This is a genomic window from Pseudomonas sp. HC1(2025) (assembly GCF_058742075.1).
The window spans coordinates 1,489,955-1,516,274 of sequence record NZ_CP196017.1; the positions used below are offsets into that span (position 1 = coordinate 1,489,955).

Here is a 26,320-nt window from a genome sequence, read left to right on the forward strand (position 1 = left end):
TAGTTGGCTTTACTCATTCTTAAGGACGGGAGGTAGGTATGACCACTGAACCCAAACCGCGCGATGACGCGGAGCAGGAGCGCGCCAGGCAGCGTCGCGAGGAAGAGAAGCCACAGACCTGGAAGCATCCGGATGACGGGACGGAGCTATCCGAACGCGATCAGGAACGCCCCCTGAAGCCATAACTGTAGGAACCGGCTTGCCCGCGATGGGCATAACGCTGACAGGCCCCCGCCGTCAAGCCGGCTCACAGGACACCTATCAGTTTTGTATCGGCGTACACAACTCCACCAGCGTCCCATCCGGGCAGCGCACATAAGACACCACTTGGCCCCAGGGCTTGCTGCTCGGTGCTGATAGCTCGGTCGCACCCGCGGCCACAGCCTTGGCGTGGGCGGCCGGGACGTCATCGGTCACAAATCCCAGTTCCACCCCCAGCGGTTGCTTAGAAGAATGAGCAGCGACGTGCCCACCCTTGAAATTCAACTCCCCCAGTTCATGCGCGGCGAAGGACAAGGTGGTGCCTGCGGTTTCCAGCTCGCCATAGGTCCCAGACTCATGCAGGAAGCGTCGACTGAAGCCGAAGGCCGTTTCAAAAAACTGCAGCGACGCGGCGACATCCGGGACGTAGACGATGGTGTAGGCGAATTTCATGGCTAAGCGCTCCGTGCTTGAAAAAGATGCCTATTAGAGGAAGTGCCAGCAGGCTCGTCAACCTGCCGATACCAGCAGCGCCGTGGGAAACCCCGACGCCAAGACCAGGTACGCCACGATGGCGGCCAGGCACAACCCGATAAATACCCGCAGCAGCGTCCTGGCGGTTGGATGGGCGATGAACCTGATACTCCAGATGCACAGCCCGGCCATCAGGATGGCCAGGGCAAGAATGACCAGCACGGGGATGTTCTCGGTTGCCATGGAAGCTGATTTATAGTCCCAAATACGTGGGTTGGATAGTCGGCGCATAGACGCAGGCCCCGCTGTGTTCCTAAACTGCCGACTGTCTTGGGCAGTGGGGCGCTTGCCATGAATCGCAATGAATTACGCAAGGCCGACATCAACCTGATGGTGGTCTTTGAAACACTGATGCTCGAGCGCAACGTAACGCGTGTGGCAGAGAAGCTGTTCCTTGGCCAGCCCACGGTCAGTTCGGCCCTCAACCGCCTGCGCACGCTGTTCAACGACCCGCTGTTTATCCGTGTCGGCCACCGCATGGAACCCACGGCGCGGGCCGAGGAGCTCATCCTGCATCTGTCGCCGGCCCTGGACTCGCTGTCGGCGGCGTTGAGTCTTACCCATGATTTCGACCCGTCTGTCAGTACCATGACCTTTCGTATCGGCCTGTCCGATGACGTCGAGTTCGGTCTGTTGCCACCGCTGTTGCGGGCCCTGCGCACCGAAGCACCGCAGGTGGTGTTTGTGGTGCAGCACGTCGATTACTGGCGGATTCCCGATTTGCTGGCCTCTGGCGATATCACCGTCGGCATCACCCAGACCCGTGGCCTGCCGGCCAATGCCAAGCGCAAACTGTTGCGCCACATCCGTCCCAGCGTGCTGCGCGCCGATGCCTCGGACCAGGCGCTGACCCTCGACGAATACTGCGCACGGCCCCATGTGCTGGTGTCTCACACCGCTAACGTCGCGGGGTTTGCCGATGAGTGGCTGGCGGAGATCGGTCGCAAGCGGCACGTGGTGTTATCCGTGCCGCAATACAGTTCCTTACCGGCATTACTGGCCGGCACCGATATGATCGCCAGCCTGCCAGACTACACGGCCCAAGCCATGGCGGCGGCGGGCAACCTGTTTTGTGAGCCGTTTCCGTTCGATACACCGACCCTGGACCTGTCCATGGTCTGGCTCAGCCACGTTGACAGCGACCCCGCCGAACGCTGGATGCGCTCGCGGCTGGAAGCGTTCATGGGGGCATGAGCGCGGCAACTTAGGCGTTTGCTTCTCTTGCCACGTCCACTTTGCAACTGGCCGCAACCGCCGCCACCTGCTCGCGAAACCACGCGTTGGCGCTTTCCTGCTCGCTGGCATCGTTCCACTGCATCTCCAGGGTAAACCCTGGCAGGCCGTTGGGGGCTTCGCAATGGCCGAACTGTGGTTCCACGGCCAGCAGTTGTTGCACGCGGCGGGGTAGGGTGACGATAAAGTCGGTGCCGGCAATCATCTTCAGCGCCGCGCTGTAGCTGTTGGCCCGGGCGATGACCTGGCGCTTGTGAGCCTGGCGGCTCAGCCAGCCGTCGATCATGTTGGTGTCCGAGGTCCAGGGCGTGGGGAACACATGGCGCCGGGCCACAAAGGACTGCAGGCTGAACGCCGGCTCCCGGGGGGCCGCACGCTTGTCGAAGACGCAGACCAAGTCGTCTTCCAGCAGCATCTGGGTCCTGAGGTCCTTGTGCTCACGGTGAAAGTGCGGACCGAAGCAGATCACCAGATCCAGGCGCCCGTCACGCAGCGCCTCGACAGGGATCTCGGTTTCCAGCTTCTGCACATTGACGATCACCGGCAGGTCGGCATGATCGAAGTGTTTCAACAATCTGGGCAGGATCAGTTGCTCGAAGTATTCGGGTGCGCAGAGGTTGAAGGTGACGGCTTTTTGCGTGGGATCGAACGTCTGCGCGCCCGCGTGGCACAGGTTGATGCTTTCGAGGATTTTCTGCACATGCCCGTACATGGTGCTGGCCTTGTAGGTTGGGCGCATGCCGGCACGGGTGTTGATAAACAGGTCGTCCTCAAAGCTGGTGCGCAGCTTTTTCAGGCTGTAACTGACCGTGGACTGGCTGACAAACAGGGTTTCGGACACATCGGTGACGCTGCTTTGCTCATACACAGCGATAAACACCATCAGATCCTGCATATCGAGCTTTCTAAGCAAGTTACTGTTTAGCATTCGTTCCGTCCGTGAGCCTGTTGCGCGACCGCAGCGCAAACAAGACAAAATGTTAACGGAACGCTCGTCCCAATAGAAAGGTCTGTCGGACCTTTCTATGTCCATTGTGGGACAGATACTGTTTGGAACACGACGCCCTAACGAATATGCCGTGCATAGTGGCGCGGGTCGAAGCGCAGGACTATCAGTAACATCACCCCCACCACGGCGGTGAGTGACCACCAGGCCCATTCGAAGCTGCCCAGTTGGTCGCGGATCATCCCGGCAATCAGCGGCGACACCCCAGCGATCAGGTAGCCGATGCCTTGCACAAACGCCGTCAGGCCACCGGCGCGGCGCGGGTTGTCCAGGTGGTCGAGGGACAGGATCAGGCTCATCGGGAACAGCCCGCCAATGCCCAGGCCCAGCAGGCATGGCCACAGCAGTGTGAGGTGTTGCGGGGAAAGGATCAGGCCGCAGAAGCCGGCGATGATCAGCACCAGCAGCACGGCCACCACGCCGCGCTTGTCCTGGCGCCGGTTGGCGATAGCCGGGGTGATCAGCCCGGAGACCACTTCCATGGCCGTCAGGAAGCCCAGCAGCAGGCCGGCGTTCTGTTCGCTCCAGCCCTGCTCGACGTAGTACGGCGCCAGCCAAGCCAGTACACAGGTGTAGGACGCGGTACCGAGGCCGAAGAAAATCGCCAGCAACCACGCGCGGCGATTGTCGAAAAACGATTCCTGCGGGCCGCTGCCGGCTTGGGGCAGTGGTGGCAACGCGGCGCGCTGGGCATACCAGAACAGCAGCGCCAACACGGCAAGCACCGCCCAGATCGCCAGACCCATCCGCCAACTGCCAGTCTGTACCTGGATGAATGGCGAGAACGACGCCGCCAATGCCGCGCCGCCCATGATCGCGGTGACGTACAAGCCCATGAACAGCGAAACGTTGTCACTAAAGCGCGACTTGATCAGCGCCGGCATCAACGCCTGGATCAGGGCAATGCCCACGCCGGCGGCGATGGCGCTGAGGATCAACTCGGCGGCAGAGTCGAGAAACAGCCGCGACAAGGTGGCAATGCCAATCACCACCAGCGACAGGGCAATGCTGCGATGCTCGCCAAAGCGTTTGCCCAGGCCCATGCCGAAGAACATCGCCAAGCCCATCGCCATCACCGGCAACATGGTCAGTAACGAAGCAGTGCTGAAACTCAGCGGCACATCGCCGCGGATCGACGATAACAAAGGGCCGACCGCCGCCATGGACGGACGCAGATTGAGGGCCACCAGCACGACGCTGATCATCAGCCAGAGGGCGGTAGTGGGTTTTGCGTGGACGTTTTCCATGGGCGGGCCTTGAGCGGACAAGGTCGCCATTAGGCGACCGCGCGGGCCCGGCGGCAAATCAGAAAGTCGCAGGAGCTATTGAAAAACTACATCTGTAGGAGCCGGTTTGCCGGCGATAGTGGTCTGTCAGATAAGCCGCCATCGCCGCCATCGCCGGCAAGCCGGCTCCTACAGGGTTGTGGGCTTAGTAGCCCACGGTGAAACGCTGGCGCGAATGCTTGGGTGTTTCCACTTCGTCGATCAAGGCAATGGCGAAGTCGGCAAAGCTGATCCAACTGCGGTTCTCGCTGCTCACCAACAGGTCATCTTGGCCCAGGCGGAACTTACCGGTGCGCTCGGTCTCGACAAACTCTGCCGAGGGCGAAAGGAACGTCCAGTCCAGCTCCTTTTCCTGGCGCAAGGTGTCGAGGAACGCTGCGCCAGCACTGGCCTCGGCCTTGTATTCGGCAGGGAAACCTTCGCTGTCGATGACCCGCCCGCCACCCGGCAGTAGCAGCGAACCCGCACCGCCCACTACCAGCAGGCGCTTCACGCCGGCCTGTTTTACCGGCCCGATCACCGCAGGCGCAGGCAGGGTGGCGAAGTGCGCGGCGCTGATCACCACGTCGCTGCCGCTGATGGCCTGTTGCAGGGCTTGGGCGTCCAGTGCGTCCACCTGTTTGACGGTCAGGCCGGGACGCGCGGCGATCGCGCCGGTGTTACGGGCAATGGCCGTGACGGTGTGGCCGCGACGCAGGGCTTCTTCCAGCAGTTGGCTACCGGCACGGCCGGTGGCACCAATGATTGCAATCTTGCTCATGACGTTCTCCAGTGTGGGTAAGGGTTGGATCAAATCACCACTTCATTTCGCCCTTGGCGACTTTGGCGCTCAGCTCCAGGGAGCTTTCATCGGCCAGGTTCGGGTAGCGTTTTTTCATGGCTGCGATCAGGGTCGAGGAATCCTTGGCCTTGGCGGTTTCTACATCGAAAGCCTTGATGTAGTCGGCCGTAAAGGCGACAGCTTTGACCGAAGGCGTGCCCAAGTAGTGGCCGGGAACCACGGTGACCGGCTTGAGTTTTTCGATACGTTGCAGGGTGCCCAACCAATCGGCATGGGACTGTGCGCCCTGGGTGTCGGCCATCCAAAGGTGGATGTTCTGCGAGACCACCACGCCGCCGACCACGGCCTTGATCGACGGGATCCACACAAAGCTGCGGTCCGGCTGCGGGCCGTCCAGGCCGATGACTTCCAGCGATTGCCCTTCGAGCGTCAGGCTATGGCCGTCGAGGACTTGGGGAATGAGGGTCTTGGCGGGTTTATCGGCGCCCATTTTCGGGCCCCAATATTCAATCTTTCCGGCAACGGTGGCCTTGATATGCTCGACCACCGGTTGTGGCGCGACGATCTTGGCCTGTGGGAAAGCGCTGGCCAGGGTGTCGAGGCCGAAGTAGTAATCCGGGTCGCCATGGCTGATGTAAATGGTGGTCAGCTGTTTGCCGCTGGCGCGGATCCTCTGCACCAGTTGTTCGGCCTGGCTTTTGCCGAACTGCGCGTCTACCAGGATCGCGTCTTTCTCGCCGCTGACCAGCACCGAACTGACGGGGAAGATCGCCGATTCACCTGGGTTATACACCTCGAGGGTCAGGTCGGCGGCGACGGCGTGGGCGGCAAAGCCAAGAACGGTAGTGGCCAGTACAAAGCGCTTGAGGGTAGTGAGCATGTTCAAGTCCAGGTCAGGGATGCCTTGGCAGGCGATGGACAGAGCTTAGTTGCACTGAACGCAGCAAAAAATGCGATGCTTGGACATAGTTTGTTTCTAAAACCGGGCAAATCATGGATCGTCTTCAAGCAATGCGGGTGTTTGTCACCGTGGTCGACCTGGGCAGCCAATCGGCCGCCGCCGATCATCTGGACCTGTCGCGCCCAGTGGTGTCGCGCTATCTGGCGGAGCTGGAAGACTGGGTGGGCGCGCGCCTGATGCACCGCACTACGCGCAAGCTCAGCCTGACCGCCGCCGGCAGCGAGACCCTGCCGCGTTGCCGGCAGATGCTGGAACTGTCCTACGACATGCAGGCCGCCGTCAGCGAACCGGACGACGCCCCTCGCGGCCTGGTGCGCCTGAGCGTCAGCACCTCGTTTGGCCAGGCGCAGTTGGCCGAGGCCATTGCCGAGTACGTCAAGCGTTATCCGCTGGTCAGCATTGACCTGCAAATGCTCGACCGCACGGTAAACCTGGTGGATGAGCGCATCGACCTGGCGATCCGCACCAGCAACGACCTGGATCCCAATCTGATTGCGCGTCAGTTGACCGTGTGCCGCTCGGTGATCTGCGCGTCACCGGCCTATCTGCTGGAACACCCGCAGCCCCAGCGGGTAGAAGAGTTGGCGGAGCACAACTGCCTGACCCATTCCTACTTCGGCAAGAGCCTGTGGCACTTCGAGGAGAACGCTGAGCCCGTGTCGGTGCCGGTGCATGGCAATATCAGCGCCAATGAAGCCAGCACCTTGCTGCGGCTGACCCTGGCCGGGGCAGGGGTGGCGATGTTGCCGACCTATCAGGCCGGCGACTACATCCGCAGCGGCCAGTTGATCCGCCTGCTGCCCCATGCCGAACCGCGGCAGATGAACATGTATGCGGTGTATGCCTCGCGCAAGCACATGCCCCAGGCATTGCGCAGCCTTCTGGATTTCCTGGTCTTGAGGTTCCCGCCAGAGCCGCAATGGGACGTGGGGCTGTAAGCCCTATAAGGCGTCTGAATACCCGTCAATACTGGCAACTGGCCCTGGCTGGCCTATGCTCAATACAGCACCTTCTTGATCTGTCCGGAGGTTGATGCCATGACGATCAAAACCAGAAAGTACCTGACGATTTTTGCCCTCTGCGCCTTTGCCACGGCCCTCTATGGCACCGCGGCCTACCGCGCCGAACAGACCCGCCTGCAACCCGGCATGGCTTCTGCCTGCAACCATGGGCAATGCACCTACTCGGCGACCCTGAGCGCACTGCGCTGACACGCAACCTGTTGCAGCAGCCGGCTTGCTGGCTCCTGCAACAGTGCGTGGGTGGTCGGTCAGTCCGCGTTCAGTTGTTCGCGAAATGCCTTGGGTGAAAATCCTACGCGCCTGCGAAACAATCGAGAAAAGTTCGTCGGGTCAGAAAACCCCAGTACGTCAGACATTTCATTAATGGTCATGCTCGTGTAGGTCAACAGACGCTTGGCCTCCAGCAGTTGGCGGTCGTGCATGATCTGCAACGCCGGCTGCCCGCCCAGCTCGCGGCAGGTGCCGTTGAGGTGCGACACCGAGATCCCCAGCTTGTGCGCCAGGTCTTCGATCTTCGGGTGTTCGCGGTAGTGCTGCTCCACCAACTGGGTGAAGTGCCGGAAGTACTCGCGGCCCCGAGGTGCCCGTGGATGGCGGCGCTGGATGGCCTGGCGGCTGATCCACACCAGCAGCACGCTGACCAGCGCGTGCATCATCATGTCCCGGGCCGGGAAGTCGTCGGTGTATTCATTCTGCAAGCGGGTGAACAGGCTATTGAGGTAGTCACTGTCCTGGCCCGCCGGGTAGCTGCCCAGGGCGCTCAAGCCGTCTACCGCCGAGCCCAACTGGCCCTGCAGGTGCGCCACCAGCGGCGCGGCCAGTGTCACCACAAACCCCTCTACATCCTCGGCAAACCGAAACCCGTGCACACACAGCGGCGGCAGCACTTGCAGGGTCGATTCGGTCAGCGTCGTGCGCTGGCCCTCGATCTCCAATTGCGCCTGGCCCTTGTACACATAGAGCAATTGGCACAGGTCCGCATGCCGGTGGGGCTGGATCTCCCACTGGTACTCGCGGCTGCGCCGGGAGATGGTCTCGCAATGCAGCAAATCCGGAGTCGGCCACTGCTGGCTTTCTCCGTAGAGTTTGAACACTGGAATCGCGGGACTGGCATTTTTGGTCATGTTTTTATCCGATACTCAGGACAGTGGTTCGGTAATCGCCCCGATTGGCGAAAAGCGCAGGCTTTGGCTCAGTTTTCACCTTCTTGTGGGGCTCACTCAAGGGAAAAATGCCAGTACCAAAACCAATGACAACGCTTTCACCGATAACGTTCGGGGGAAGCCGGCGGGCCATAAAAATAATGAAAACCCTAAAAACTCAAGTCGCCATCATCGGCGCCGGTCCTTCGGGGCTGCTGCTCGGCCAATTGCTGCATAACGCGGGGATTGAAACCCTGATTGTTGAGCGCCAGGCCCCGGACTACGTTCTTGGGCGAATTCGCGCCGGAGTGTTGGAGCAAGGCATGGTCGACCTGTTGCGCCAGGCGGGTGTCAGCCAGCGGATGGACGCCGAGGGCCTGGTGCATGAAGGCTTCGAGCTGGCCCTCAATGGCCGCTTGCACCACATCGACCTGAAGACCCTGACCGGCGGCAAGACTGTGATGATCTACGGCCAGACCGAAGTCACCCGCGACCTGATGGCCGCCCGCGAGCACGCCGGCGCGATCACCCTGTATGAAGCGCGCAATGTTCAGCCCCACGACCTCAAGGGCGAGCGGCCCTGGCTGACCTTCGAGCATCAAGGCCAGCAGGTGCGCCTGGACTGCGACTACATCGCCGGTTGCGACGGCTTCCATGGCGTGTCGCGCCAGTCGATCCCCGCCGATGTGCTCAAGACCTTCGAGCGGGTCTACCCGTTCGGCTGGTTGGGCATCCTTGCCGACACCCCGCCGGTCCACGGCGAACTGGTGTACGCCAAGCATTCGCGTGGCTTTGCCCTGTGCAGCATGCGTTCGCCCAGCCGCAGTCGCTATTACCTGCAGGTGCCGGCCGAGGAGTCGCTTGATGCATGGCCCGACCAGCGCTTCTGGGCCGAACTCAAGGAGCGCTTGCCGGCGGATCTGGCGGCCAGCCTGGTGACCGGGCCGTCGATTGAAAAGAGCATCGCGCCGCTGCGCAGTTTCGTGGTGGAGCCGATGCAGTACGGGCGCCTGTTCCTGCTGGGGGACGCCGCCCATATCGTGCCGCCCACCGGCGCCAAGGGCTTGAACCTGGCGGCCAGTGATGTGAGCACCCTGTTCACCCTCTTGTGCAAGGTGTACCGGGAAGGGCGCGTGGAGCTGCTGGAGAAATACTCCCAGATCTGTTTGCGGCGGATCTGGAAGGCCGAGCGGTTTTCCTGGTGGATGACCTCGATGCTGCACCAGTTTCCCGAGGCGGATGGCTTCAGCCAACGGATTGCCCAGAGCGAGCTGGAGTACTTTGTCGAGTCGCAGGCTGGACGCGCAACCATTGCAGAAAATTACGTCGGGCTTCCTTACGAGGCTATCGAATAGCCGGCTATCGAGTAACATGGCGGGCATTGCCGCTTGCCTGCAGGTTCTGTCGTGACCCAATCCACACCCTCTGTACGCAGTGTCCTTGCCGCCCTGATGTTGGCGATTTTCCTCGGTGCGCTGGACCAGACCATCGTCGCCGTGTCGATGCCGGCCATTTCCGCCCAGTTCAACGACGTCAACCTGCTGGCCTGGGTCATCTCCGGCTACATGGTGGCGATGACCGTGGCGGTGCCGATCTACGGCAAGCTTGGTGACCTGTATGGGCGGCGGCCGATGATGTTGATCGGCATGGGCCTGTTCACCGTGGCCTCGCTGTTTTGTGGCATGGCGCAAAGCATGGAGCAGTTGGTGCTGGCGCGGATCCTCCAGGGCATCGGTGCGGGCGGGATGATTTCGGTGAGCCAGGCGATCATCGGCGACATCATTCCGCCCCGCGAGCGTGGGCGTTACCAGGGTTACTTCAGCAGCATGTACGCCGTTGCCAGCGTGGCCGGGCCGGTGTTGGGCGGCTATATGACCGAGTACCTGTCGTGGCGCTGGGTATTTTTGATCAACCTGCCATTGGGCGCGGGCGCCTGGTGGGTGGCCCATCGCACGCTGGTGGGGCTGCCGGTGCCACAGCGCAAGCCGATCATCGATTACCTTGGCACGGTGCTGATGATCATCGGCCTGACCGCGCTGTTGCTGGGCATCACTGAAATCGGCCAGGGCCATCATTGGCGCGATGATCAAGTACTGGGCCTGCTGGGCTGTGCGCTGGTGGCGTTGACGGTGTTTGTCTGGCATGAGCGCCGGGCGCGGGAGCCGTTGTTGCCCATGCACCTGTTCGCCAACCGCAGCGCGGTGTTGTGCTGGTGTACGATTTTCTTCACCAGCTTCCAGGCCATCTCGCTGATCGTGCTGATGCCCCTGCGCTACCAGAGCGTCACGGGGGCCGGTGCCGACAGCGCTGCCTTGCATCTGCTGCCGCTGGCGATAGGCTTGCCCATGGGTGCGTTCTTTGCCGGGCGCATGACCTCAGTCACCGGTCGCTATAAACCGATGATCCTTGCCGGTGCGCTGCTCACGCCGATTGCCATCCTCGGCATGGCCTTCAGCGCACCCCAGTCACTGATCCTCAGTAGCTTGTTCATGGTGCTCAGCGGCATTGCCTCGGGCATGCAGTTCCCGACTTCCCTGGTGGGCACGCAAAACTCGGTGGCGCAACACGACATCGGTGTCGCTACCAGCACCACCAACCTGTTTCGCTCCCTGGGGGGCGCGGTCGGCGTGGCGTGCATGTCGGCCTTGCTGCTGGCGTTGTTACAGGACTCGAGTTTTGCCCACCTGGCCAGTGGCTCGATGATGGCCGAAGGCAGCTCTGGCAACGTGCTGCTCGATGGCCTCAACGCGGCTCCCGGCCCGGCGCAGGACGCCTTGCGTGGGGAGCTGTTGAGGACCTTCCGGCATTTGTTGATGATCAGCGCGGCGGTGTCGCTGCTGGGGCTGGCAGCGGCGATTGCGATGCCCAACCAGCTGTTGCGCGGGCGCGAAGACAAGGCGCGCTAGCGTAGGCGCCGGCTTGCTCTTACAAGGCGTGCAGTTGCGCGCTTACGGGCTGTAGTAACCCACCGCTACCAGAAAATGCCCGCTCTTGCGCAGATAGGCATGCTTGTTTTCCACCTTGCCGGTCACCGGGTTTTTCCAGCGGTATTCATATTCTCCCTGACCCTGCTCCTTCATCAGTGCCAGGATCGGTTCACCCACGGGCTTGCCGTCCGGGTCCTTGATCTTGGCGAAGTCGGTGTTGATCAGGCGCAGGTTGGTGCCGTGGGCCACATAGCGCCCGGTATCCAGGTCGACCACAAACACATACAAGTCGTCCTGCAAAAAGCCGCCTTGCAGCGCATTGATTGCCTTCAACGTGCCGGCTTCGTTTTTCTCCAGCTCCCTGACTGCCTTGTCCCGCAGGGCCTTGGCCTGCTCGGGCGTAGCCCGGGGTAGGTAATAGCCGACGGCCAGGATGCGCTGGCCGATACGCTGGTAGAACACATGCTTGCGTTCCACCTTGCCGTCGTTCCAGTTCTGCCAGCGGTATTCGGCCTGTTGGATGCCATTGCCTTCCGGGATCTTCAGCGCGTCCTTGAACGACTGGCGCAGGTCCGGCCCGAGCACTTCGGACACGTCGCGACCGATCAGCGCCGAAGATGGGCCACCACTGGCCAGCAGTACGCCCTTGGTATCGACCACGAACACATAGCGGTCCTTGTCGACAAACTCGCCCTGGCGGCTGAAGGCGGCGAAGGCCTTGTCACCGTTGTCGTGGTAATAAGCCAGGGCCTTCTCCAGCAGCGCCTTGGCGGCCTGGGCGTCCTGTTCATGGGCGGTTGCGGCCTGGGCCTGGCTGAAACCCAGCAACAGCAGCAGCCAGGTGGCGCGGAGCATTCCCTTCATTACCCGTCCCTCGTTCTTGTGAATGTCCCAAGAGCGTAGACGGTTGCCCGGGGATTAGAACGGCTGGGTCGGCAGGTATTTTCCGTCCAGGGTAATGACCGCGCGGGAGCCGCCGTCCGGGTCTTCGACCTTTTTGATGTCCAGCTTGAAGTTGATGGCGCTGATGATGCCATCGCCAAACTGCTCGTGGACCAGGGCTTTGAGGGTTGAACCATAGACCTGCAGCATTTCATAGAAACGGTACACGGTCGGATCCGTCGGAATGCCACCGGGGATGCTGCCGCGCAGAGGCACGCTTTGCAGCAGACGGCTGGCGTTCGCGTCCAGGCCCAGTTTGGCGCACACCACATCGGCTGCGTCCTTGGGCAGCGGGTGTTGCCCGAGCAGGGCTGCGGTGACGAACGCCAGGCTCAGGCCGGTGCCGTCGCTGAGGTCCTGCCAGGACAGGTTTTTGCGGGCCTTGATATCAATCACGGTGTCGGCCAGGGCCAGGCGTGGGGTTTGGGACAATTGGGATTGCAGCATGATGACTTCCTCTTCGGTTAAATAAGGTTCAGGCGGCGTGTGCGCGGGTCTGTGGATTGTCCAGCAGGGATACAAAGCGAGCGGTGCGGCCATCCAGGGCGTTGATGCAGCCGCTTTCGATATCGTAGACCCAGCCATGCAGACTCAGCCGGCCCTGTTCCAGCGCCAGGGCGACGCTGGGATGAGTCTTGAGGTTGGCCAATTGTGCGACCACGTTTTCCCGCACCAGGGCGCTCAGTCGCTCTGCATCCGAGGCATGGGTACGTGCGGCGTTGATCACCTTGGCCGACTCGGCATGGCGCAGCCAGTTGGCCACGGCGGGCAAGTGATCCAGGCATTTGCAGGTGGAAATGGCCGTCATGGCGCCGCAGTCGGAGTGGCCGCAAATCACGATATCGCTGACCCCCAGCACGGCCACCGCATATTCGACCGTGGCCGAGACCCCGCCCGGCTCCGGGCCGTAGGACGGCACGATATTGCCGGCATTGCGGATCACAAACAGATCGCCTGGTTCCTGCTGGGTCAACAGCTCCGGGACTACACGGCTGTCGGAGCAGGAAATAAACAGCGTGCTGGGGTGTTGCGTGGTTGCCAGTTGCTTGAACAGGTCACTGCGCTGGCTGAAGGCTTCGCTCTGGAACTTGCGCAAGCCGTCGATGAGATGCTGCATGGTGTTTCTCCTTGCGTCGCTAATGGGGCAAGGATGGAAGTTTTTGGTTATAGCGTCCAAGACCGGATTATTATAGTTTCTATAAGTAATGCCTATAGTTGGAGTGTTTTGCATGCTGCTACGCCATATCCGCTACCTGCTGGCCGTCGCCGAGCACCGTAACTTCACGCGGGCTGCCGAAGCGTTGCATGTGTCGCAGCCGACATTGTCGCAACAGATCAAGCAACTCGAAGAGAACCTGGGGGCACCGCTGCTGGATCGTTCCGGGCGCAGTGTCAACCTGACCGACGCGGGCCAGGCCTATGTGCGGTTTGCCCGCCTGGCGCTGCAGGATCTGCAGGCGGGCACCCGGGCCATGCATGACGTGCAGGACCTGAGCCGTGGCAATTTACGCTTGGCCATGACCCCGACGTTCACCGCGTACCTGATCGGGCCGCTACTGGCCCAGTTTTATCAGCAGTATCCGGGGATCACCGTCAGCGTCGAGGAAATGCCCCAGGACCGTCTTGAGCGCGCGCTGACCGAGGATTTGCTGGATATCGGCATTGGCTTCAGCGGCGAGCACATGCCAGACATCGAATGCCAAGGGGTGTTTGTCGAGGAGTTGAGCGTAGTGGCCAGCGCCAGTCATCCAACCTTGAAGCGCAAACAGTGGCTCAAGCTGGCTGACTTCAAGCAGCAACCCCTGGTGCTGTTGAACAGCGGATTTGCGACGCGACGTTACATTGATGACTATTGCCGGACGCTGGAGATAACGCCGCAGATTGCCATGCAGGCCAATTCGATCAGTGCGGTGATTGAAATTATTCGCCATACCCAACTGGCGACGATCCTGCCCCGCGAGGTGGCCATGGCCCAGCAGGGCTTGCACGCGGTGCAACTGCGCCCGCCGTTGCCGCAGCGCACGGTGGCCCTGCTCAGTCGCAAGGGCGCTTATCGCAGTGCTGCATGCCGGGCGTTTGTCGATGTGGTGAGTGGGTGGCGAATGTTTAGTCATCCTGAAAGTGAACTCCACCAAGACTGAATTTAAGGGCGTAACCCAGCGTGTGACGCTGGCGCTTATCTCTTCACTGTGATCCCTGCATGGACGGTTCCCCCGACACTCACCCCGAGGCCTCGCCTGGCGCATCAACGCCCAGCCGCCCGGTGTGTCGGCTGGGCGTTGATGTATTGCCTTCTGAACTGGCCTTTTGGGCGCTGTGGCACTGCCGCCACGCCCGCCCGCCGGATACCGCTCCCTTACGCTGATTGCCCCCTCACGGGTGCGCCGTCGTGCGCGCCTGCCTGACGCATACGTAAGAGAGTTGCCATGAGTACCGTCTTTGCCAGCCTGCACGAAGCCCAATCGTTTCTTGACCAAAACCCCGATATCGAGATGTTCGAACTGTTCATCCTCGACAGCAACGGCGTGCCTCGCGGCAAGTTGCTGCACCGTGATGAACTGCTGGCGGTCTACGCCAGTGGCCGCCCGCTGCCCAGTACCATCCTGGGCCTGACCCTCAATGGCGACGACGTGGAAAACTCCGGCCTGGTGTGGGAGGTAGGGGATATCGACTGCCGCGCCTACCCGATCAGCGGCAGTTTGCAGCGCATGCCGTGGCGGTTGATTCCCACTGCGGCGGTGCAGGTCAGCATGCACCCGGTGGAGGGCCTGCCGGCGACGGTGGCTGATCCCCGGCACTTGCTGGCCAAGGTCATCGACGGGCTCAAGGCCGATGGTTATTACCCGGTGATGGCGGCGGAGCTGGAGTTCTACCTGCTGGACCAGAAGCCCGACAGCAATGGCCGCCCGCAACCGGCGCGGGATATGGACGGCGGTCGCCCGCGCTCGACCCAGGTCTATGGCCTGCGCGAGCTGGAGCAGATCGAGCCGTTTCTGGCCGACTTGTATAGCGCTTGCAAGCTGCAAGGCATTCCCGCGCGCACGGCGATCTCCGAATACGCGCCGGGCCAGGTGGAGATCACCCTCGAACACCGCAGCGATGCGTTGCAAGCGATGGACGAGGCGGTGCGTTACAAGCGCCTGGTCAAGGGCGTGGCCCACAAGCACGGGATGACGGCCTGTTTCATGGCCAAGCCGTTCGACGACCTGGCCGGCACCGGCATGCACATGCACGTCAGCCTGGCGGACGCCGACGGTAACAACCTGTTTGCCAGCGAGGCGCCCGATGGTACGCCGCTGCTGCGCCAGGCGGTGGGCGGGATGCTCAGTACTTTGCTCGACTCCTTGCTGTTGTTCTGCCCCAACGCCAACTCGTACCGACGCTTCCAGAGCAACAGCTATGCGCCGCTGGCGGCCACCTGGGGGGTCGACAACCGCACCGTGAGCCTGCGTGTGCCCGGCGGCCCGGCGTTTTCGCGGCATATCGAACACCGCATCTGCGGCGCCGATGCCAACCCGTACCTGGCGGCGGCGGCAATCCTCGCGGGGATCCACCGTGGCATTCGTGAGCAGCGCGATCCCGGCGCGCCAGTCACGGGCAATGGTTATGCCCAGGCCAAGGAGCTGCTGCCCACCGACTGGCTGACCACCTTGCGTGCATTGGAAGGCTCGACCTGGGCACGTGAAGCATTCGGCCAGGAGTTTCTCGGCGTGTACCTGGCGGTCAAGCGGGCTGAGTATCGGCAGTTCATGGGCGAGGTGGGCGAGCAGGACTGGCGCTGGTACCTGCACCAGGCGTGATGATGAAGCGCGACGCTTTCGACCTTTTTTTCACGAGCGGGTGGATAAGCTGAGGGTCCAGTGTCCGTAGAGACCGGTTCATCTACATGAGTCCCGTGATGTCGTCGCAACCCCCATCGTCCATCGAGGCTGAATTCGCCGCGCGCTGTGATCGTGACCACGCTCGGGTCTGCGGCGACCCGCGCCCCCCGACTTTACGGCGGCGCCTATGGTTATGGCGCGATGAGCGCCTGGTGCGCCAGGCCCTGAAAGTCGCGGGGGAGCCCGGGCTGCTGCTGGACCTGGCCTGTGGGGCGGGGCGCTTCTGGCCGGTGCTGGCCGAACACAGCAACCGTGTGATCCTCGCCTCGGACCCATCCCAGGCCATGCTCGATCATGCCCAGAGCCATCACGGCGCGGCATTTTTGCGCCGGATCAAGACGTTCCAGGGCTCGGCCTTTTCCATCGGCCTGTCGGCCAACGCGGTGGACTGCATTTTCTGCCTGGAACTGTTTCGCCACGTCCCCACGGCCGACGCACGCCTGGCGCTGTTGCGCGAGTTTCACCGGGTCAGCCGCGACACGGTGATTGTCTCGGTGGACAGCGACAGCCGCCATCGTGAGCTCCACCCGCCAGGCACGGGGCAAGCCTTGCTGTCCCATCGTGTCGAGGTGGAAGCGGAGTTCCGCCAGGCGGGGTTCACGGTGCTCAATCAGCAAGAGTTCATGCCCGGCTCGACCTTGTGGCGGGTTTATGTGCTGCGCAAACGAGGATAACCCTCAGCTGTCGGGCAATTCTTCGTCTCCTGTCAGAGTTTTCATGATGGCTGGCACACTGCGGGTGCTCGAAAGTCCCTCTGGCGATATATACTGCGCGCCATTCTTCAAGGGAGAGCCGTGTGGCCATCGATATTCACTGGATCTGCGACAACGATAGCCTCGGCCAGCATTGCGCCGAATGGCAGCAGTTGCCATTCGTCGCCCTCGACACCGAATTCATGCGGGTCGATACCTTCTATCCCATCGCCGGGCTGATCCAGATCGGCGATGGTGTACGCGCTTATCTGATCGATCCCCTGACCATCGATAATTGGCAACCCCTGGCCGCGCTGCTGGAAAACCCAGCGGTGATCAAGGTGGTACACGCCTGCAGTGAAGACCTGGAAGTGTTGCTGCGCCTGACCGGCAGTCTGCCGGCGCCGCTGTTCGACACCCAACTGGCAGCTGCCTACCTGAACCTCGGCTTCTCCATGGGCTACTCGCGCCTGGTGCAAGCTGTGCTCGACATCGAACTGCCCAAGGGCGAGACCCGTTCGGATTGGCTGCAGCGGCCATTGTCCGAGACCCAGGTCAGCTACGCCGCCGAAGACGCGGTGCACCTGGCGCAAGTCTACACACGGCTGCGCCCGCGCCTGTCCGACGAAAAATACGCCTGGATCCTGGAAGATGGCGCGGAACTGGTGGCCAACCTGCGTCGGGAAATCGACCCCTATGAGGTCTACCGCGACGCCAAGCTGGCCTGGAAACTGTCCCGTGCCCAACTCGCTGTGCTGCGCGAGCTGTGCGCCTGGCGCGAACAGCAAGCCCGCGCCCGCGACCTGCCACGCAACCGTATCCTGCGTGAACACTCGCTATGGCCCCTGGCCAAGTCGCAGCCGGATAACCTCGCGGCCCTGGGCAAAATCGAAGACATGCACCCGCGCACCGTGCGCCAGGACGGCGAGTTTCTGCTGGGCCTGATCAAACGTGCCGCCAGTGTGCCGATGGACCAATGGCCGCCGGCCGTGCCTGAGCCGTTGCCGGTGGATGCCGCGGTGCTGATCAAGCAACTGCGCGCCCTGGGCCAAACCTTCGCCGAACGCCTGGACATGGCCCCGGAGCTGATGCTGCGCAAGAAAACCCTCGAGGCGCTGGTCAAGAGTGGCTACCCCGATGGGCCTTACCAATTGCCTGACTCGCTGCGTGGCTGGCGCCGCGAGTTGATGGGCCAGGCGCTGCTGGACAGCCTGGCCACTGCCGGAGAACAGCCTTGAAACATATTTGTTCCATCTACCGCAGCCCGAAACGCGCCGGCATGTACCTCTACGTGCTCAAGAGCGATGCCCTGGAGCGCGTGCCCGAAGGCCTGCTGACCGTGTTCGGCAAGCCGGTACACGCTTTCAACCTGGTGCTGACGGCGGAACGCAAGCTGCAGCAGGAAGATATCGTGGCAGTCCTGGCCAACCTGCAAAAGCAGGGCTACCACCTGCAGATGCCACCGCCGGACGATGAGTACATCGAACACCTGCCCGAAGAACTGCTGCGCCGTAACGACCCGATGTGATCGACCCGTGTCCCGTTCGGGACACGTTTGAATCGAATGACCTGGCGAGCCCCGAGCCCAGCAGTCAGTCTGCTGCCGGTGGTCGCCTGCACTGTTTTTGAAAGGTTTGAACCATGCGCGTTCTGATAGCAGAACAGGACCACCCGCTGTACGCCCGACTGCTGCGCGAAGCGGCGCCGGATATTGAAGTCCTGACCAGCGGCGACTCGGCTGAACTGTCACGCCTGGCCGCCGATTGCCCGGTGTGGCTGGGCCAGCCGGACCTGCTGGCAACCCTGCTGCGCCAGGGCCATCACCCGCAATGGCTGCAATCGACCTGGGCCGGTATCACGCCGCTGCTGGCCGATGGCTTGCCACGGGATTATCGACTGACCCGTGCCGTCGGCATTTTTGGCCAGGTGATGGCCGAGTACGTGCTCACCTACATGCTCGGCCACGAGCGCGAGGTGCTGGCGCGCCTGGTCAGCCAGGTCGAGCGCAAGTGGGACAACCGCATGGGCCAGAGCCTGGCGGGGCGCAAGGTACTGATCGTCGGCACCGGCGATATCGGCCAGAGCGTCGCGCAGTTCCTGCTGCCCTTTGGCGTGGAGTTATACGGCGTTGCCAGCCAAGCCCGGGAGCAGGCCCCGTTTCTCGAGGTGGCCGGGCCGGATCAACTGGGCCGGCTGGTGGGCGAGGTGGACTATGTGGTCAACCTGCTGCCCAACACGCCGAACACCCACGACCTGTACGATGCGGCGCTGTTCAAGCAGTTCAAGCCGACCGGCTTGTTCATCAACGTCGGCCGGGGCGTGGCGGTGGTGGATGCCGATCTGGTCGAGGCCCTGAAAGAAGGGCACCTGGCCGGTGCGGTCATCGACGTGTGTCGCCAGGAGCCTTTGCCCCAGCGCCATCCGTTCTGGACTGCCTGGGGCTTGTTGCTGACGGGCCACAGCTCGGCGCCGACCTGCCCGCGACGCATGGTGGCGCTGTTTGTCGAGAACCTTGGGGCATACCAGGCCAAGGATTCGCTGCGTGGCGAGGTGAGTTTCGAGCGCGGATATTGAACTCCCCCACAGGCTGCGTAGCCCGCATCTGATTTTATCGCTGACGGTATCGTGGGAGGCTCGCTGACCTTAATCAGGGAGGCCTCTCAATGTTCGATCTGCGTGCTATCCCCCCGCAAACACCTCTGTTTCCCGCGTCTTTGACTGACCGTGTCGCTGAAGGCGCCAGGCTTGCGCAGCCTGACCCTTTGCCGGCAACTGGCGCCGCTGGTGGCCCGGTCACCCCGACACAGGCCAAACCCAAGTCTGGCCTGCAGGCTGCCCTGGCCGACAGAGAAAACCTGAAGGTCCTGGGGCAAAAGCTCTTCGAGGTCGCCACGCGCCTGGGCGTAGATGCCACGCCGCAAGCTGTGCTGGCGGCGCTGGGCAGTACCCCGATGGGCATAGACCCTGGGTCGTCCTATCCGCTGGATACCGGTAGCAGCATCACCCTGACGACTTTTATCCGGCACCTTGGATTTTTCCAGCCCACCAGCCATTTTCACCTTGCCAGCCTCGCCGATGCGGTCACTCAAAAAGCCCTGGAGCACCCACTTGGCGATCTTGGCGGCGGCTTATCGTGGCCGGTGCCTATCAGTCCTGATGAGCAACGCAGGCTGGGCGCGCTGGCTCTGGACCGGCTCGGTAATAAGGGGGTGCTGGATTACCTGAACGATCAGCAGCCCGTCGACCTGCAGGTACGCAGCAACCCCATCGAGGCCCTGCAATCCCTGATCAGTTGCGCGCCAGGGCAGCGGCTGGGACAGTACCTGCAACAGCAAATGGACGCAGTCGCTACCGACCGCAGTATCAACGACTATTTGCTGGCTGCCATTGCTGTGCAGATGGATCCCGAATCCATCACCGCGCCACATCGCACCAAGGTGGCGGGTTTTGACCTCGCAAGCGCTCGGCACTGGGGTAAACCCGCTTCAGTGGTGGTCGACGGGTTGCGCACGCACCTGAGCGCCAGTGGCAGGACCCGCCCGGAGATGGCTGGGGTAGGCGCCTATCTGTTGTTGGCCAGGATGGCCCCCGAGTTCCTGATCAAGGACATCCCCGCCAGTGTCACCTATGGCAGCTCGGCCTGGGTAAACCTGGCGGTTGCGGCGCGCACGATAGAAGCTCAATCGCCGGGCAAGGTACCGAACATGACCTTTGTGCAGGTCATGCAACAGGCCGAGAGTGCGGGCCTGGCTGATCCGGGCGTCACCTGGCGGGCGCAGAAGGCCGCCCTGCTGGACTGGGGGGTTGCCAATGGACTGCTGGAGCGCCGGGATGATGAGGGCTACAGCGACCAGGAACTGAACATACTCAAAGACACCTTCAACAGCCGCCAGCGGCAAATGATCAGCGCCAGCCAGGCATTGGATAAGGCGATTCCCAGTCGAAAAGAGTTGGCGCTGGCCGAACTCAAGCGACGATTTGGCGACCTGGGCGGGTTGTTTGAAGAGAAACTGATCAGTACTACAGGCCATCCGCGAGGTGGTCCTGGAACGCCAGCAACCTACTTGCTTGGGCGCCATTCGCTGCTGGATATCGCCATGATGGACCTACCTTCGCCCGCCGTATTTGATTGCGCAGACAGCCGCATCCCCCTGGCCGAGTTGAACGCCAATCACCGATTTGGCACCACCGAGGCGTTCAACCAGCCGTTCGATGACACGATAAAAAATAAAAAGGCAGCTATCGGCATCACCATCAAGCATCTGGTCGCGCAGTTGCCGGTGGTCGATCGGGAGAACCTTGAGTATGGAAAGCTGACCTTCTATCAGAATCTATCCCACACCTTGGGCCTAGGCTTTACCGACAGAACCCAGCACCCCAAAGGCCAGGAACTGCTGCTGAAAGTTGAGCGCGAGGGAAAGCCTCCAGCAGCCTATGAAATCAACTTTGCCCAAGGGGTTATTCGGCCCGTGGATCTCTGGCGGGCGGCGCAGCGTAGTTCAAGAAATGCCAATGTCGTGTACGAGACCAAAGTCTTCAGCCCTAAGGGTGCCCCTCAGCAGGGAAATGAAAGAACCCCACGGGGTAACGGGTTGCTTGATAGCTTTGCGACGGCGCGTACTCAATACATTGCCGATGTATTCGTTGAGCACCTTGATCTGGATGACCCGCAGATAAAGGAACATGCCAGGGGGCAGACCACGCTGGACGAGCAGAAGGGCACAGCCAGGGCGGTTAAAGAGTTTGTGCTCAACCTTATTCCGTTGCGCTCGGCGATTGTCAATTTTCAGCAGGGCAACTACGGCGAGGGGGCTGTGGACCTGGCGCTGGACATCTTTGGCTTCCTGACTGCCGGCGCGGCAGTGGCGGGGAAACTGGGGCGGTTGGGCGGCGCTGCTGTCTCCGGGGTGACCAAGGTATTACGGGGGACGAAGATAATCGGTGTGGCCACGATTGGCGCGTTTAACCCCCTGGGAGGATTGGGCGACTTGGCCGTGGGCGGTGCGCAACTGGCCGGTAAAGGATTGTCCAAAGGTATCCAGGCGGTTAACAAGCTCAGGGGGAGCAGCGGCAGCTATGACCTATTGAAGGCGGTCAGCAAGGAGTCTGGTGTTGCGGCAACAGGCACCTACATAGTTGCAGGAAGGCGTATCGAAGGCGGCGCGGTGCTGCGCAACGGTAAATGGTATGCCTTCGATGTTGACAGGATACGGCCCTATGGTAGCCCCCTTGAAGGGTTTGTTGCCCAAACCACGGCCGTGGACGGCGCACTGGCCATGGCGCGTATCGCCCCGGGTAGCGAGCTGGGCAATCGGATGTTTGCCGAGTACAGCGTTGCGCCCTCGCGAATCGCCGGGCTTTCGCGCAACAGCCAGGGGGTTTATCTCGCCGCTGATGGCCATCTGTCTCATATCCGCCACATCGACAGTGCCGGTCAGACGGCGGTGTACGAAGTCCGGCAAGTCAGTCGTGCCGAGGACGGCACTGTCCAGGCACGGATCTATCACAATGGCCGGCAAACGCCGTTGCTGGTCGAGCATGTCCAGGGCGATCAATGGCGGCGGCTGACGCTGCGCGGGGCGGGGTCTGTGTCAGTCGCGGACGATCTGGGGCCGGAAATCGCGGCCGGTGGCGAGGGTGTGATTTACGCCAGCCGCGATGGCAAAAGTGTCTACAAGGATCTTGGGCCTACTTCACTGCAACCTTCGGCTAATTACCTCAACATGGAGGTGATGTCGCTGAATAAATATTATGGCGATGGTTTTGCAAGAGGGATCATTGAGGACGGCTTTAAATACATAAAGATGCGCAAGCTTGATGGGGTGGCGCTCAGTCATTTTGAGAGAGGGAGTTTGCCGCCGCAAGCACGGTCCTTGCTGGATGATGCCCTGGCGCAAATGGAAGCGAAGGATATCTATCACAATGATCTGCAGCTGAAGAACTTTATGTACTCGGCGAAAGACCAGAAGGTCTACCCGGTGGATATGGATTCCCAGCCGTTGGAGTTCATGGTGCCGGTGGTGATGGCCGCGTATGTACGTCAAAGGGAGGCGCTGCGCCAGGCCTTTGCGCGCCTGCTTGCCTGAGCGTCTTGATCTGCACCTTGGCGCTTTCAACAAGCTGCATACGCCAGGCGATGGCCTATGCAGCCGGGGGCTTAGAGCTTGAAGTCACCAGCAGATACCAACTCGCTCAACGGCCGGCGGGGGCTTGGGGCTTCCCGGGCCTGTAGGTAGTCCGCCAGGGTCGCCTTGTCCCCCAGCTTGCCCACCGCAACTGCCGCATGCAGCGCATAACCCTCGGGGATCTTCAGTTCCTTGCGGGTCAGCTCCTGGTCGAAGCCGGCCATGCCGTGGGTATGCCAGCCGCCGATGCTGGCTTGCAGCGCCAGGTGGCCCCAGGCCGAGCCGGTGTCAAAGGTGTGCCACAGCGCCGGGGTTTCTTCGCTGGCGCCGGGCACTGCGAAAGTGGTTTTCGACACCACGATCACCAGTGCGGAGGCATGTTGCGCCCAGCCACGGTTGAATTCATTGAGCAGGCCCAGGTAACGCTGCCAGTGCGGTGTATCGCGACGGGCATAGAGAAACCGCCAAGGCTGCGAGTTGTAGGCCGAAGGCGCCCAGCGCGCAGCTTCGAAGAAGCTCAGCAGGGTTTCCTCCGGAATGCTTTCCCCGGTAAACGCACGCGGCGACCAACGCTCGGTGAACTGCGGGTGGATCGGGTAATCGGCAACGCGTGGCTCAGTGCTCATAAGCGGATCCTGGTGAAAAAAACGGCCCTCAAAGCTACTGCGCCGCCGCGCGCCTGACAAGTCTTGCCCTACCGGCAGTCGTAAGCGCTTGGCCCCAGGGGGCTTGGGCACTAGACTGGCGGCCTTTTCACCTACCGATACTGATGTAGAGCCATGGCCGCCAAAGTCGAACCTTTCTGGATACGCAAAACCCTTGAGCACCTCGACCAGGAGGAATGGGAGTCGCTGTGCGACGGCTGTGGCCTGTGCTGCCTGCAAAAGCTTGAAGATGAAGACGACAACAGCGTCTATTACACGCGCATCGCCTGCAAATTGCTGGACCTGAAAACCTGCCAGTGCACCGACTACCCTAACCGTCGGGACTCGGTGCCCGATTGCATCCAGCTCACGCCGGGCCAGGCCGATCAGTTCAAATGGCTGCCGCCGACCTGTGGCTATCGCCTGGTCAGTGAGCGCAAGGACTTGCCGCTATGGCACCACCTGGTCTGCGGTGATCGCGACGCCGTGCACCACGAACGCATTTCCCAGTCCGGCCGCATGCTCAGCGAAGGCAGCGTGCCCGAGGACGATTGGGAGGATTACCTGATTTTTCGCGCAGGCTGAAAAGGAGAGCGTATGACGGTCCAAGCCAGGCTGGCGGCAAGCCTGCTGTTGCTGGGGTTGAGCACGTCGGCATGGTCGGCGAAAAAAGTCGACCTCGACTATCACGTCAAACTATTACCCCAGAGCGATCAGGCCGAGGTGCGCCTGAGCCTGTCCGAGGGCTCGGCGGTGCGCAGCCTGAACTTCGACCTGGGGCGCGAAGGTGACTACAGCGACTTCAAGGCCGACGGCCAGTGGCAGGTCACGCCCGATACGGGCGCCCGGCGTGGCCTGTGGCAGCCGGGCGCGGACAAGGCCAGCCTGACCTACCGCGTGCGCCTGAGCCATGCGCGCAAGCCCGGCATCTATGAATCGCGCATGACCCCCAGCTGGGCGTTGTTTCGTGGTGAAGACCTGGTGCCTGCGGCCCGGCTTGACCAGCAGGACGGCGTGGAGTTGGTGTCGCGGCTGACCTTCGAGCTACCGCCAGGATGGAAAAGCGTCGAGACCCCCTGGCCGCGGATCGGCAAGCACAAGTTCCGTATCGACAACGTGTCCCGTCTGTTCGACCGGCCTACGGGCTGGATGCTCGCCGGTAACCTGGGCAGCCGCCGGGTACGCCTGGGCGAAACTGAAATCACCGTGACCTCGCCCAAGGGCCAGGCCATGCGCCGCATGGACGTGTTGACGTTGCTGACATTCGTTTGGCCCCAGGTGCAAGCAGCGTTTCCCCGGCATCCGGCCAAACTGCTGGTCGTGGGGGCCAGTGATCCGATGCGCCGTGGCGCGTTTTCCGGGCGCGATTCGGTGTACCTCAATAGCCGCACGCCGCTGGTCAGCGAAAACGGCAGTAGCCCGTTGATTCGCGAAGTGGTGCAGGCCATCGGCCGGTTCAACGACCATCAGGGCAGCGATTGGATCAGCGAAGGGCTTGCCGAGTATTACTCCATTGAACTGCTACGCCGCGCGGGTGGCATCAGCGACGAGCGTTATGAGGCAGTACAGGCGCGCTTGAGCAAGGACGGCAAGGGTGTGACGACCTTGCGCGGCGAGCACGTCAGCGGCGCCACGGTGGCGCGGGCGGTGGTGGTGTTGCAGGAACTGGATCGCGAAATCCGCCTGAAAACCCACAACAAGCGTTCCCTGGATGACCTGACGCAGGCGCTGATGCGCCTGGACAGCATCACGACCAGGGAGTTTGTGCAGTTGGCCGAAAGCGTGATTGGCGAATCCTCGGTGGTGCTCGACAGCAAACTGCTGCGCTGAAACTCAATGGTGCAAACACAGCTTGTGTAGGCACTGGGTTTGTGTGGGAGCTGGCTTGCCTGCGATAGCATCACCTCGGTCTGACTAAAAGACCGAGCCGCCCGCATCGCAGGCAAGCCAGCTCCCACACAAGTTGCGTCACGGGGTGGTTTTTTCGGCAGCCACTTGCGCGCGGGTCTTGAGGTTTTTCAGTTCTTCGCCGGCGCGTTCGATTTTTGTGCGTACGCTGTTCATATCCTGGCGGCTTTTTTCCAGCAGCGACTTGGCCGAGCTATGCCCGCTGATCCCGCGTGCCAAGGCCACACCGCCAATCGCCACTTGGATCAGGCCAAAGAAGCCGCCCCGGCGAATGCCCTTGCCCATCATCACCACGCCACCGGCCAAGGAGCCAATGCGCTCCCAGCCTTGGACATTCTGGGTCGGCTGGGTTTGGAACGGCGTCGATTCAATTACAGGGTTGAGGGTTTTGCTGTCGCTCATGGTCTGTCTCCAACAAAGGGCCATTGATATGCAACTGACTGCCGGCAGTTCGTGGATGTTCCCGCCAAATCAGTACTTGGGGCCCGAACGGGTGTTATTGCCCTTGGCCAGGCGATCGTAGAGCACCACGTTGACCGTGGCCGCGAGGTTCATGCAACCGGTGGTCGGGATGTAGATCACGTCTTCGCACCAGTCGCGGATCTCTTTGTCGAGGGAGCCGTCTTCGGGGCCGAAGATATACAGCGCGCGATCCGGGTGGGTGTATTCGGGCAGCGGGCGGGCGCCGTCCACCAGCTCGACGGCGACCGGGATGCAGCCCAGGGGCAGGATCTTTTTCAGGTCGTCGATACCGATCAGCGGGATATCGTGGTGGACCTTCTTGGTATCGGTAATAAAGTCCCGGGCCCGCTCATAGCGTTTACCGGTGTAGAACACCGAAGCCACGCCATAGCAGCCGGCGGCGCGCATGACCGAACCGACGTTTTCGGGGGATTTGGGGTTGTACAGACCGATGCAGCTGTAGCGTTTATTGCCCACGGGAGAGGGTGCCTTCGAGAAAAACCGCAATTATACGGGGATTGCTCGAGCAGCGGTCGCTATAGAAATGGCGTGTTTGGGTGATTGTCATCGCGC

At 61.8% G+C, this 26,320-nt stretch carries 28 protein-coding genes; 15 read left to right on the top strand and 13 right to left on the bottom strand.

All coding sequences use genetic code 11. The features are described 5' to 3' along the window. Window positions 1–38 precede the first annotated feature (38 nt). Window positions 39–185 carry a hypothetical protein gene (locus ACSSVH_RS06610; protein ID WP_169955542.1) on the top strand — a complete coding sequence of 49 codons (147 nt, stop codon included), beginning with the start codon at window positions 39–41 and terminating at the stop codon, window positions 183–185. A 76-nt stretch (window positions 186–261) separates the two neighbouring features. Here ACSSVH_RS06610 and ACSSVH_RS06615 read toward each other — a convergent pair whose 3' ends face one another. After that, the gene (locus ACSSVH_RS06615; protein WP_492634243.1) at window positions 262–654 is read right to left on the bottom strand and encodes a VOC family protein; all 393 of its coding nucleotides are present in this window, start codon (window positions 652–654) and stop codon (window positions 262–264) included. A 57-nt stretch (window positions 655–711) separates the two neighbouring features. After that, window positions 712–918: a hypothetical protein gene (locus tag ACSSVH_RS06620; protein ID WP_178121219.1), complete on the bottom strand. Its 207-nt coding sequence runs from the start codon at window positions 916–918 to the stop codon at window positions 712–714. 108 nt (window positions 919–1,026) lie between these two features. Between ACSSVH_RS06620 and ACSSVH_RS06625 the strand changes: the two genes are divergently transcribed. Beyond that, complete coding sequence (locus ACSSVH_RS06625) at window positions 1,027–1,929, top strand: LysR substrate-binding domain-containing protein (RefSeq protein ID WP_169955544.1); 903 nt, start codon at window positions 1,027–1,029, stop codon at window positions 1,927–1,929. A gap of 10 nt (window positions 1,930–1,939) precedes the next feature. Here ACSSVH_RS06625 and ACSSVH_RS06630 read toward each other — a convergent pair whose 3' ends face one another. The 4 genes from ACSSVH_RS06630 to ACSSVH_RS06645 form a co-directional block, all read right to left on the bottom strand. Then, on the bottom strand, window positions 1,940–2,896 hold the full coding sequence (locus ACSSVH_RS06630) for a LysR family transcriptional regulator (RefSeq protein ID WP_169955545.1): 957 nt from the start codon (window positions 2,894–2,896) through the stop codon (window positions 1,940–1,942). A 137-nt stretch (window positions 2,897–3,033) separates the two neighbouring features. After that, a complete protein-coding gene (locus ACSSVH_RS06635) occupies window positions 3,034–4,221 on the bottom strand; it encodes a CynX/NimT family MFS transporter (RefSeq protein WP_492634244.1) in 1,188 nt (395 codons plus the stop codon). Window positions 4,222–4,405: 184 nt separating this feature from the next. Beyond that, on the bottom strand, window positions 4,406–5,020 hold the full coding sequence (locus tag ACSSVH_RS06640) for an NAD(P)-dependent oxidoreductase (protein WP_432755175.1): 615 nt from the start codon (window positions 5,018–5,020) through the stop codon (window positions 4,406–4,408). A 34-nt stretch (window positions 5,021–5,054) separates the two neighbouring features. Then, window positions 5,055–5,921 carry an MBL fold metallo-hydrolase gene (locus ACSSVH_RS06645; protein ID WP_169955548.1) on the bottom strand — a complete coding sequence of 289 codons (867 nt, stop codon included), beginning with the start codon at window positions 5,919–5,921 and terminating at the stop codon, window positions 5,055–5,057. A 113-nt stretch (window positions 5,922–6,034) separates the two neighbouring features. Between ACSSVH_RS06645 and ACSSVH_RS06650 the strand changes: the two genes are divergently transcribed. Together ACSSVH_RS06650 and ACSSVH_RS06655 are read left to right on the top strand one after the other, a co-directional pair. Continuing rightward, window positions 6,035–6,940, top strand: coding sequence for a LysR family transcriptional regulator (locus ACSSVH_RS06650; protein WP_172313395.1), 906 nt, complete (start codon window positions 6,035–6,037; stop codon window positions 6,938–6,940). A gap of 99 nt (window positions 6,941–7,039) precedes the next feature. Continuing rightward, window positions 7,040–7,213, top strand: coding sequence for a hypothetical protein (locus ACSSVH_RS06655; RefSeq protein ID WP_492634245.1), 174 nt, complete (start codon window positions 7,040–7,042; stop codon window positions 7,211–7,213). A 59-nt stretch (window positions 7,214–7,272) separates the two neighbouring features. On the opposite strand, the gene ACSSVH_RS06660 is transcribed toward ACSSVH_RS06655, so the two are convergent. Continuing rightward, the gene (locus ACSSVH_RS06660) at window positions 7,273–8,148 is read right to left on the bottom strand and encodes a helix-turn-helix domain-containing protein (protein WP_170043243.1); all 876 of its coding nucleotides are present in this window, start codon (window positions 8,146–8,148) and stop codon (window positions 7,273–7,275) included. A gap of 179 nt (window positions 8,149–8,327) precedes the next feature. Here ACSSVH_RS06660 and pobA point away from each other — a divergent pair, with 179 nt between their 5' ends. Together pobA and ACSSVH_RS06670 are read left to right on the top strand one after the other, a co-directional pair. Then, window positions 8,328–9,521 (top strand): 4-hydroxybenzoate 3-monooxygenase, encoded by a 1,194-nt coding sequence (gene pobA / locus ACSSVH_RS06665; protein ID WP_170043244.1) that lies wholly within the window; start codon window positions 8,328–8,330, stop codon window positions 9,519–9,521. 33 nt (window positions 9,522–9,554) lie between these two features. Continuing rightward, a complete protein-coding gene (locus tag ACSSVH_RS06670; RefSeq protein ID WP_492634246.1) occupies window positions 9,555–11,072 on the top strand; it encodes an MDR family MFS transporter in 1,518 nt (505 codons plus the stop codon). Between the two features lie 42 nt (window positions 11,073–11,114). On the opposite strand, the gene ACSSVH_RS06675 is transcribed toward ACSSVH_RS06670, so the two are convergent. From ACSSVH_RS06675 to ACSSVH_RS06685, 3 genes are read right to left on the bottom strand one after another with little or no spacing between them, the layout of a single operon-like run. Continuing rightward, window positions 11,115–11,957 carry a cache domain-containing protein gene (locus ACSSVH_RS06675; protein ID WP_169955554.1) on the bottom strand — a complete coding sequence of 281 codons (843 nt, stop codon included), beginning with the start codon at window positions 11,955–11,957 and terminating at the stop codon, window positions 11,115–11,117. Between the two features lie 54 nt (window positions 11,958–12,011). Then, a complete protein-coding gene (gene cynS / locus ACSSVH_RS06680; RefSeq protein WP_170057680.1) occupies window positions 12,012–12,482 on the bottom strand; it encodes a cyanase in 471 nt (156 codons plus the stop codon). A gap of 28 nt (window positions 12,483–12,510) precedes the next feature. Next, a complete protein-coding gene (locus tag ACSSVH_RS06685) occupies window positions 12,511–13,152 on the bottom strand; it encodes a carbonic anhydrase (protein WP_057958801.1) in 642 nt (213 codons plus the stop codon). 112 nt (window positions 13,153–13,264) lie between these two features. On the opposite strand from ACSSVH_RS06685, the gene cynR reads away from it, so the two are divergent. The 7 genes from cynR to ACSSVH_RS06720 all read left to right on the top strand — a co-directional run bounded on the left by cynR (window position 13,265) and on the right by ACSSVH_RS06720 (window position 22,694). Continuing rightward, window positions 13,265–14,176: a transcriptional regulator CynR gene (gene cynR / locus ACSSVH_RS06690; protein WP_169955555.1), complete on the top strand. Its 912-nt coding sequence runs from the start codon at window positions 13,265–13,267 to the stop codon at window positions 14,174–14,176. A 285-nt stretch (window positions 14,177–14,461) separates the two neighbouring features. Continuing rightward, a complete protein-coding gene (locus tag ACSSVH_RS06695) occupies window positions 14,462–15,835 on the top strand; it encodes a glutamine synthetase family protein (RefSeq protein ID WP_170057681.1) in 1,374 nt (457 codons plus the stop codon). Between the two features lie 98 nt (window positions 15,836–15,933). After that, window positions 15,934–16,590 (top strand): class I SAM-dependent methyltransferase, encoded by a 657-nt coding sequence (locus ACSSVH_RS06700; RefSeq protein WP_169955557.1) that lies wholly within the window; start codon window positions 15,934–15,936, stop codon window positions 16,588–16,590. 122 nt (window positions 16,591–16,712) lie between these two features. Next, window positions 16,713–17,846, top strand: a complete 1,134-nt coding sequence (gene rnd / locus ACSSVH_RS06705) for a ribonuclease D (protein ID WP_169955558.1) — start codon at window positions 16,713–16,715, stop codon at window positions 17,844–17,846. Next, window positions 17,843–18,136, top strand: coding sequence for a YcgL domain-containing protein (locus ACSSVH_RS06710; RefSeq protein WP_169955559.1), 294 nt, complete (start codon window positions 17,843–17,845; stop codon window positions 18,134–18,136). Before rnd ends, ACSSVH_RS06710 begins: the two co-directional genes overlap by 4 nt. A gap of 113 nt (window positions 18,137–18,249) precedes the next feature. Next, a complete protein-coding gene (locus ACSSVH_RS06715; RefSeq protein ID WP_169955560.1) occupies window positions 18,250–19,182 on the top strand; it encodes a D-2-hydroxyacid dehydrogenase in 933 nt (310 codons plus the stop codon). Between the two features lie 89 nt (window positions 19,183–19,271). After that, on the top strand, window positions 19,272–22,694 hold the full coding sequence (locus ACSSVH_RS06720) for an OspG family effector kinase (protein WP_492634247.1): 3,423 nt from the start codon (window positions 19,272–19,274) through the stop codon (window positions 22,692–22,694). A gap of 71 nt (window positions 22,695–22,765) precedes the next feature. On the opposite strand, the gene ACSSVH_RS06725 is transcribed toward ACSSVH_RS06720, so the two are convergent. Then, a complete protein-coding gene (locus ACSSVH_RS06725) occupies window positions 22,766–23,359 on the bottom strand; it encodes a nitroreductase family protein (protein WP_492634248.1) in 594 nt (197 codons plus the stop codon). A gap of 153 nt (window positions 23,360–23,512) precedes the next feature. Here ACSSVH_RS06725 and ACSSVH_RS06730 point away from each other — a divergent pair, with 153 nt between their 5' ends. Together ACSSVH_RS06730 and ACSSVH_RS06735 are read left to right on the top strand one after the other, a co-directional pair. Then, window positions 23,513–23,962: a YcgN family cysteine cluster protein gene (locus ACSSVH_RS06730; RefSeq protein WP_029292333.1), complete on the top strand. Its 450-nt coding sequence runs from the start codon at window positions 23,513–23,515 to the stop codon at window positions 23,960–23,962. A gap of 12 nt (window positions 23,963–23,974) precedes the next feature. After that, window positions 23,975–25,207, top strand: coding sequence for a hypothetical protein (locus ACSSVH_RS06735; protein WP_492634249.1), 1,233 nt, complete (start codon window positions 23,975–23,977; stop codon window positions 25,205–25,207). Window positions 25,208–25,345: 138 nt separating this feature from the next. Here the strand turns inward: ACSSVH_RS06735 and ACSSVH_RS06740 are convergent, their stop codons facing one another. After that, on the bottom strand, window positions 25,346–25,687 hold the full coding sequence (locus tag ACSSVH_RS06740) for a YgaP family membrane protein (RefSeq protein WP_169955564.1): 342 nt from the start codon (window positions 25,685–25,687) through the stop codon (window positions 25,346–25,348). Between the two features lie 69 nt (window positions 25,688–25,756). Further along, window positions 25,757–26,224 (bottom strand): RNA methyltransferase, encoded by a 468-nt coding sequence (locus ACSSVH_RS06745; protein WP_032863501.1) that lies wholly within the window; start codon window positions 26,222–26,224, stop codon window positions 25,757–25,759. Window positions 26,225–26,320 lie beyond the last annotated feature (96 nt).

What these genes read in the sequence shown, in the direction of transcription:
- ACSSVH_RS06650 (WP_172313395.1), top strand. Translation starts at nt 6,035, where the DNA reads ATGGATCGTCTTCAAGCAATGCGGGTGTTTGTCACCGTGGTCGACCTG.
- ACSSVH_RS06675 (WP_169955554.1), bottom strand. Translation starts at nt 11,957, where the DNA reads ATGAAGGGAATGCTCCGCGCCACCTGGCTGCTGCTGTTGCTGGGTTTC.
- ACSSVH_RS06720 (WP_492634247.1), top strand. Translation starts at nt 19,272, where the DNA reads ATGTTCGATCTGCGTGCTATCCCCCCGCAAACACCTCTGTTTCCCGCG.
- ACSSVH_RS06615 (WP_492634243.1), bottom strand. Translation starts at nt 654, where the DNA reads ATGAAATTCGCCTACACCATCGTCTACGTCCCGGATGTCGCCGCGTCG.
- ACSSVH_RS06610 (WP_169955542.1), top strand. Translation starts at nt 39, where the DNA reads ATGACCACTGAACCCAAACCGCGCGATGACGCGGAGCAGGAGCGCGCC.
- cynR (WP_169955555.1), top strand. Translation starts at nt 13,265, where the DNA reads ATGCTGCTACGCCATATCCGCTACCTGCTGGCCGTCGCCGAGCACCGT.
- ACSSVH_RS06620 (WP_178121219.1), bottom strand. Translation starts at nt 918, where the DNA reads ATGGCAACCGAGAACATCCCCGTGCTGGTCATTCTTGCCCTGGCCATC.
- ACSSVH_RS06715 (WP_169955560.1), top strand. Translation starts at nt 18,250, where the DNA reads ATGCGCGTTCTGATAGCAGAACAGGACCACCCGCTGTACGCCCGACTG.
- ACSSVH_RS06740 (WP_169955564.1), bottom strand. Translation starts at nt 25,687, where the DNA reads ATGAGCGACAGCAAAACCCTCAACCCTGTAATTGAATCGACGCCGTTC.
- ACSSVH_RS06630 (WP_169955545.1), bottom strand. Translation starts at nt 2,896, where the DNA reads ATGCTAAACAGTAACTTGCTTAGAAAGCTCGATATGCAGGATCTGATG.
- ACSSVH_RS06730 (WP_029292333.1), top strand. Translation starts at nt 23,513, where the DNA reads ATGGCCGCCAAAGTCGAACCTTTCTGGATACGCAAAACCCTTGAGCAC.
- ACSSVH_RS06735 (WP_492634249.1), top strand. Translation starts at nt 23,975, where the DNA reads ATGACGGTCCAAGCCAGGCTGGCGGCAAGCCTGCTGTTGCTGGGGTTG.
- ACSSVH_RS06685 (WP_057958801.1), bottom strand. Translation starts at nt 13,152, where the DNA reads ATGCAGCATCTCATCGACGGCTTGCGCAAGTTCCAGAGCGAAGCCTTC.
- ACSSVH_RS06635 (WP_492634244.1), bottom strand. Translation starts at nt 4,221, where the DNA reads ATGGAAAACGTCCACGCAAAACCCACTACCGCCCTCTGGCTGATGATC.
- ACSSVH_RS06660 (WP_170043243.1), bottom strand. Translation starts at nt 8,148, where the DNA reads ATGACCAAAAATGCCAGTCCCGCGATTCCAGTGTTCAAACTCTACGGA.
- ACSSVH_RS06625 (WP_169955544.1), top strand. Translation starts at nt 1,027, where the DNA reads ATGAATCGCAATGAATTACGCAAGGCCGACATCAACCTGATGGTGGTC.
- ACSSVH_RS06725 (WP_492634248.1), bottom strand. Translation starts at nt 23,359, where the DNA reads ATGAGCACTGAGCCACGCGTTGCCGATTACCCGATCCACCCGCAGTTC.
- ACSSVH_RS06645 (WP_169955548.1), bottom strand. Translation starts at nt 5,921, where the DNA reads ATGCTCACTACCCTCAAGCGCTTTGTACTGGCCACTACCGTTCTTGGC.
- cynS (WP_170057680.1), bottom strand. Translation starts at nt 12,482, where the DNA reads ATGCTGCAATCCCAATTGTCCCAAACCCCACGCCTGGCCCTGGCCGAC.
- ACSSVH_RS06700 (WP_169955557.1), top strand. Translation starts at nt 15,934, where the DNA reads ATGTCGTCGCAACCCCCATCGTCCATCGAGGCTGAATTCGCCGCGCGC.
- ACSSVH_RS06695 (WP_170057681.1), top strand. Translation starts at nt 14,462, where the DNA reads ATGAGTACCGTCTTTGCCAGCCTGCACGAAGCCCAATCGTTTCTTGAC.
- ACSSVH_RS06640 (WP_432755175.1), bottom strand. Translation starts at nt 5,020, where the DNA reads ATGAGCAAGATTGCAATCATTGGTGCCACCGGCCGTGCCGGTAGCCAA.
- ACSSVH_RS06655 (WP_492634245.1), top strand. Translation starts at nt 7,040, where the DNA reads ATGACGATCAAAACCAGAAAGTACCTGACGATTTTTGCCCTCTGCGCC.
- pobA (WP_170043244.1), top strand. Translation starts at nt 8,328, where the DNA reads ATGAAAACCCTAAAAACTCAAGTCGCCATCATCGGCGCCGGTCCTTCG.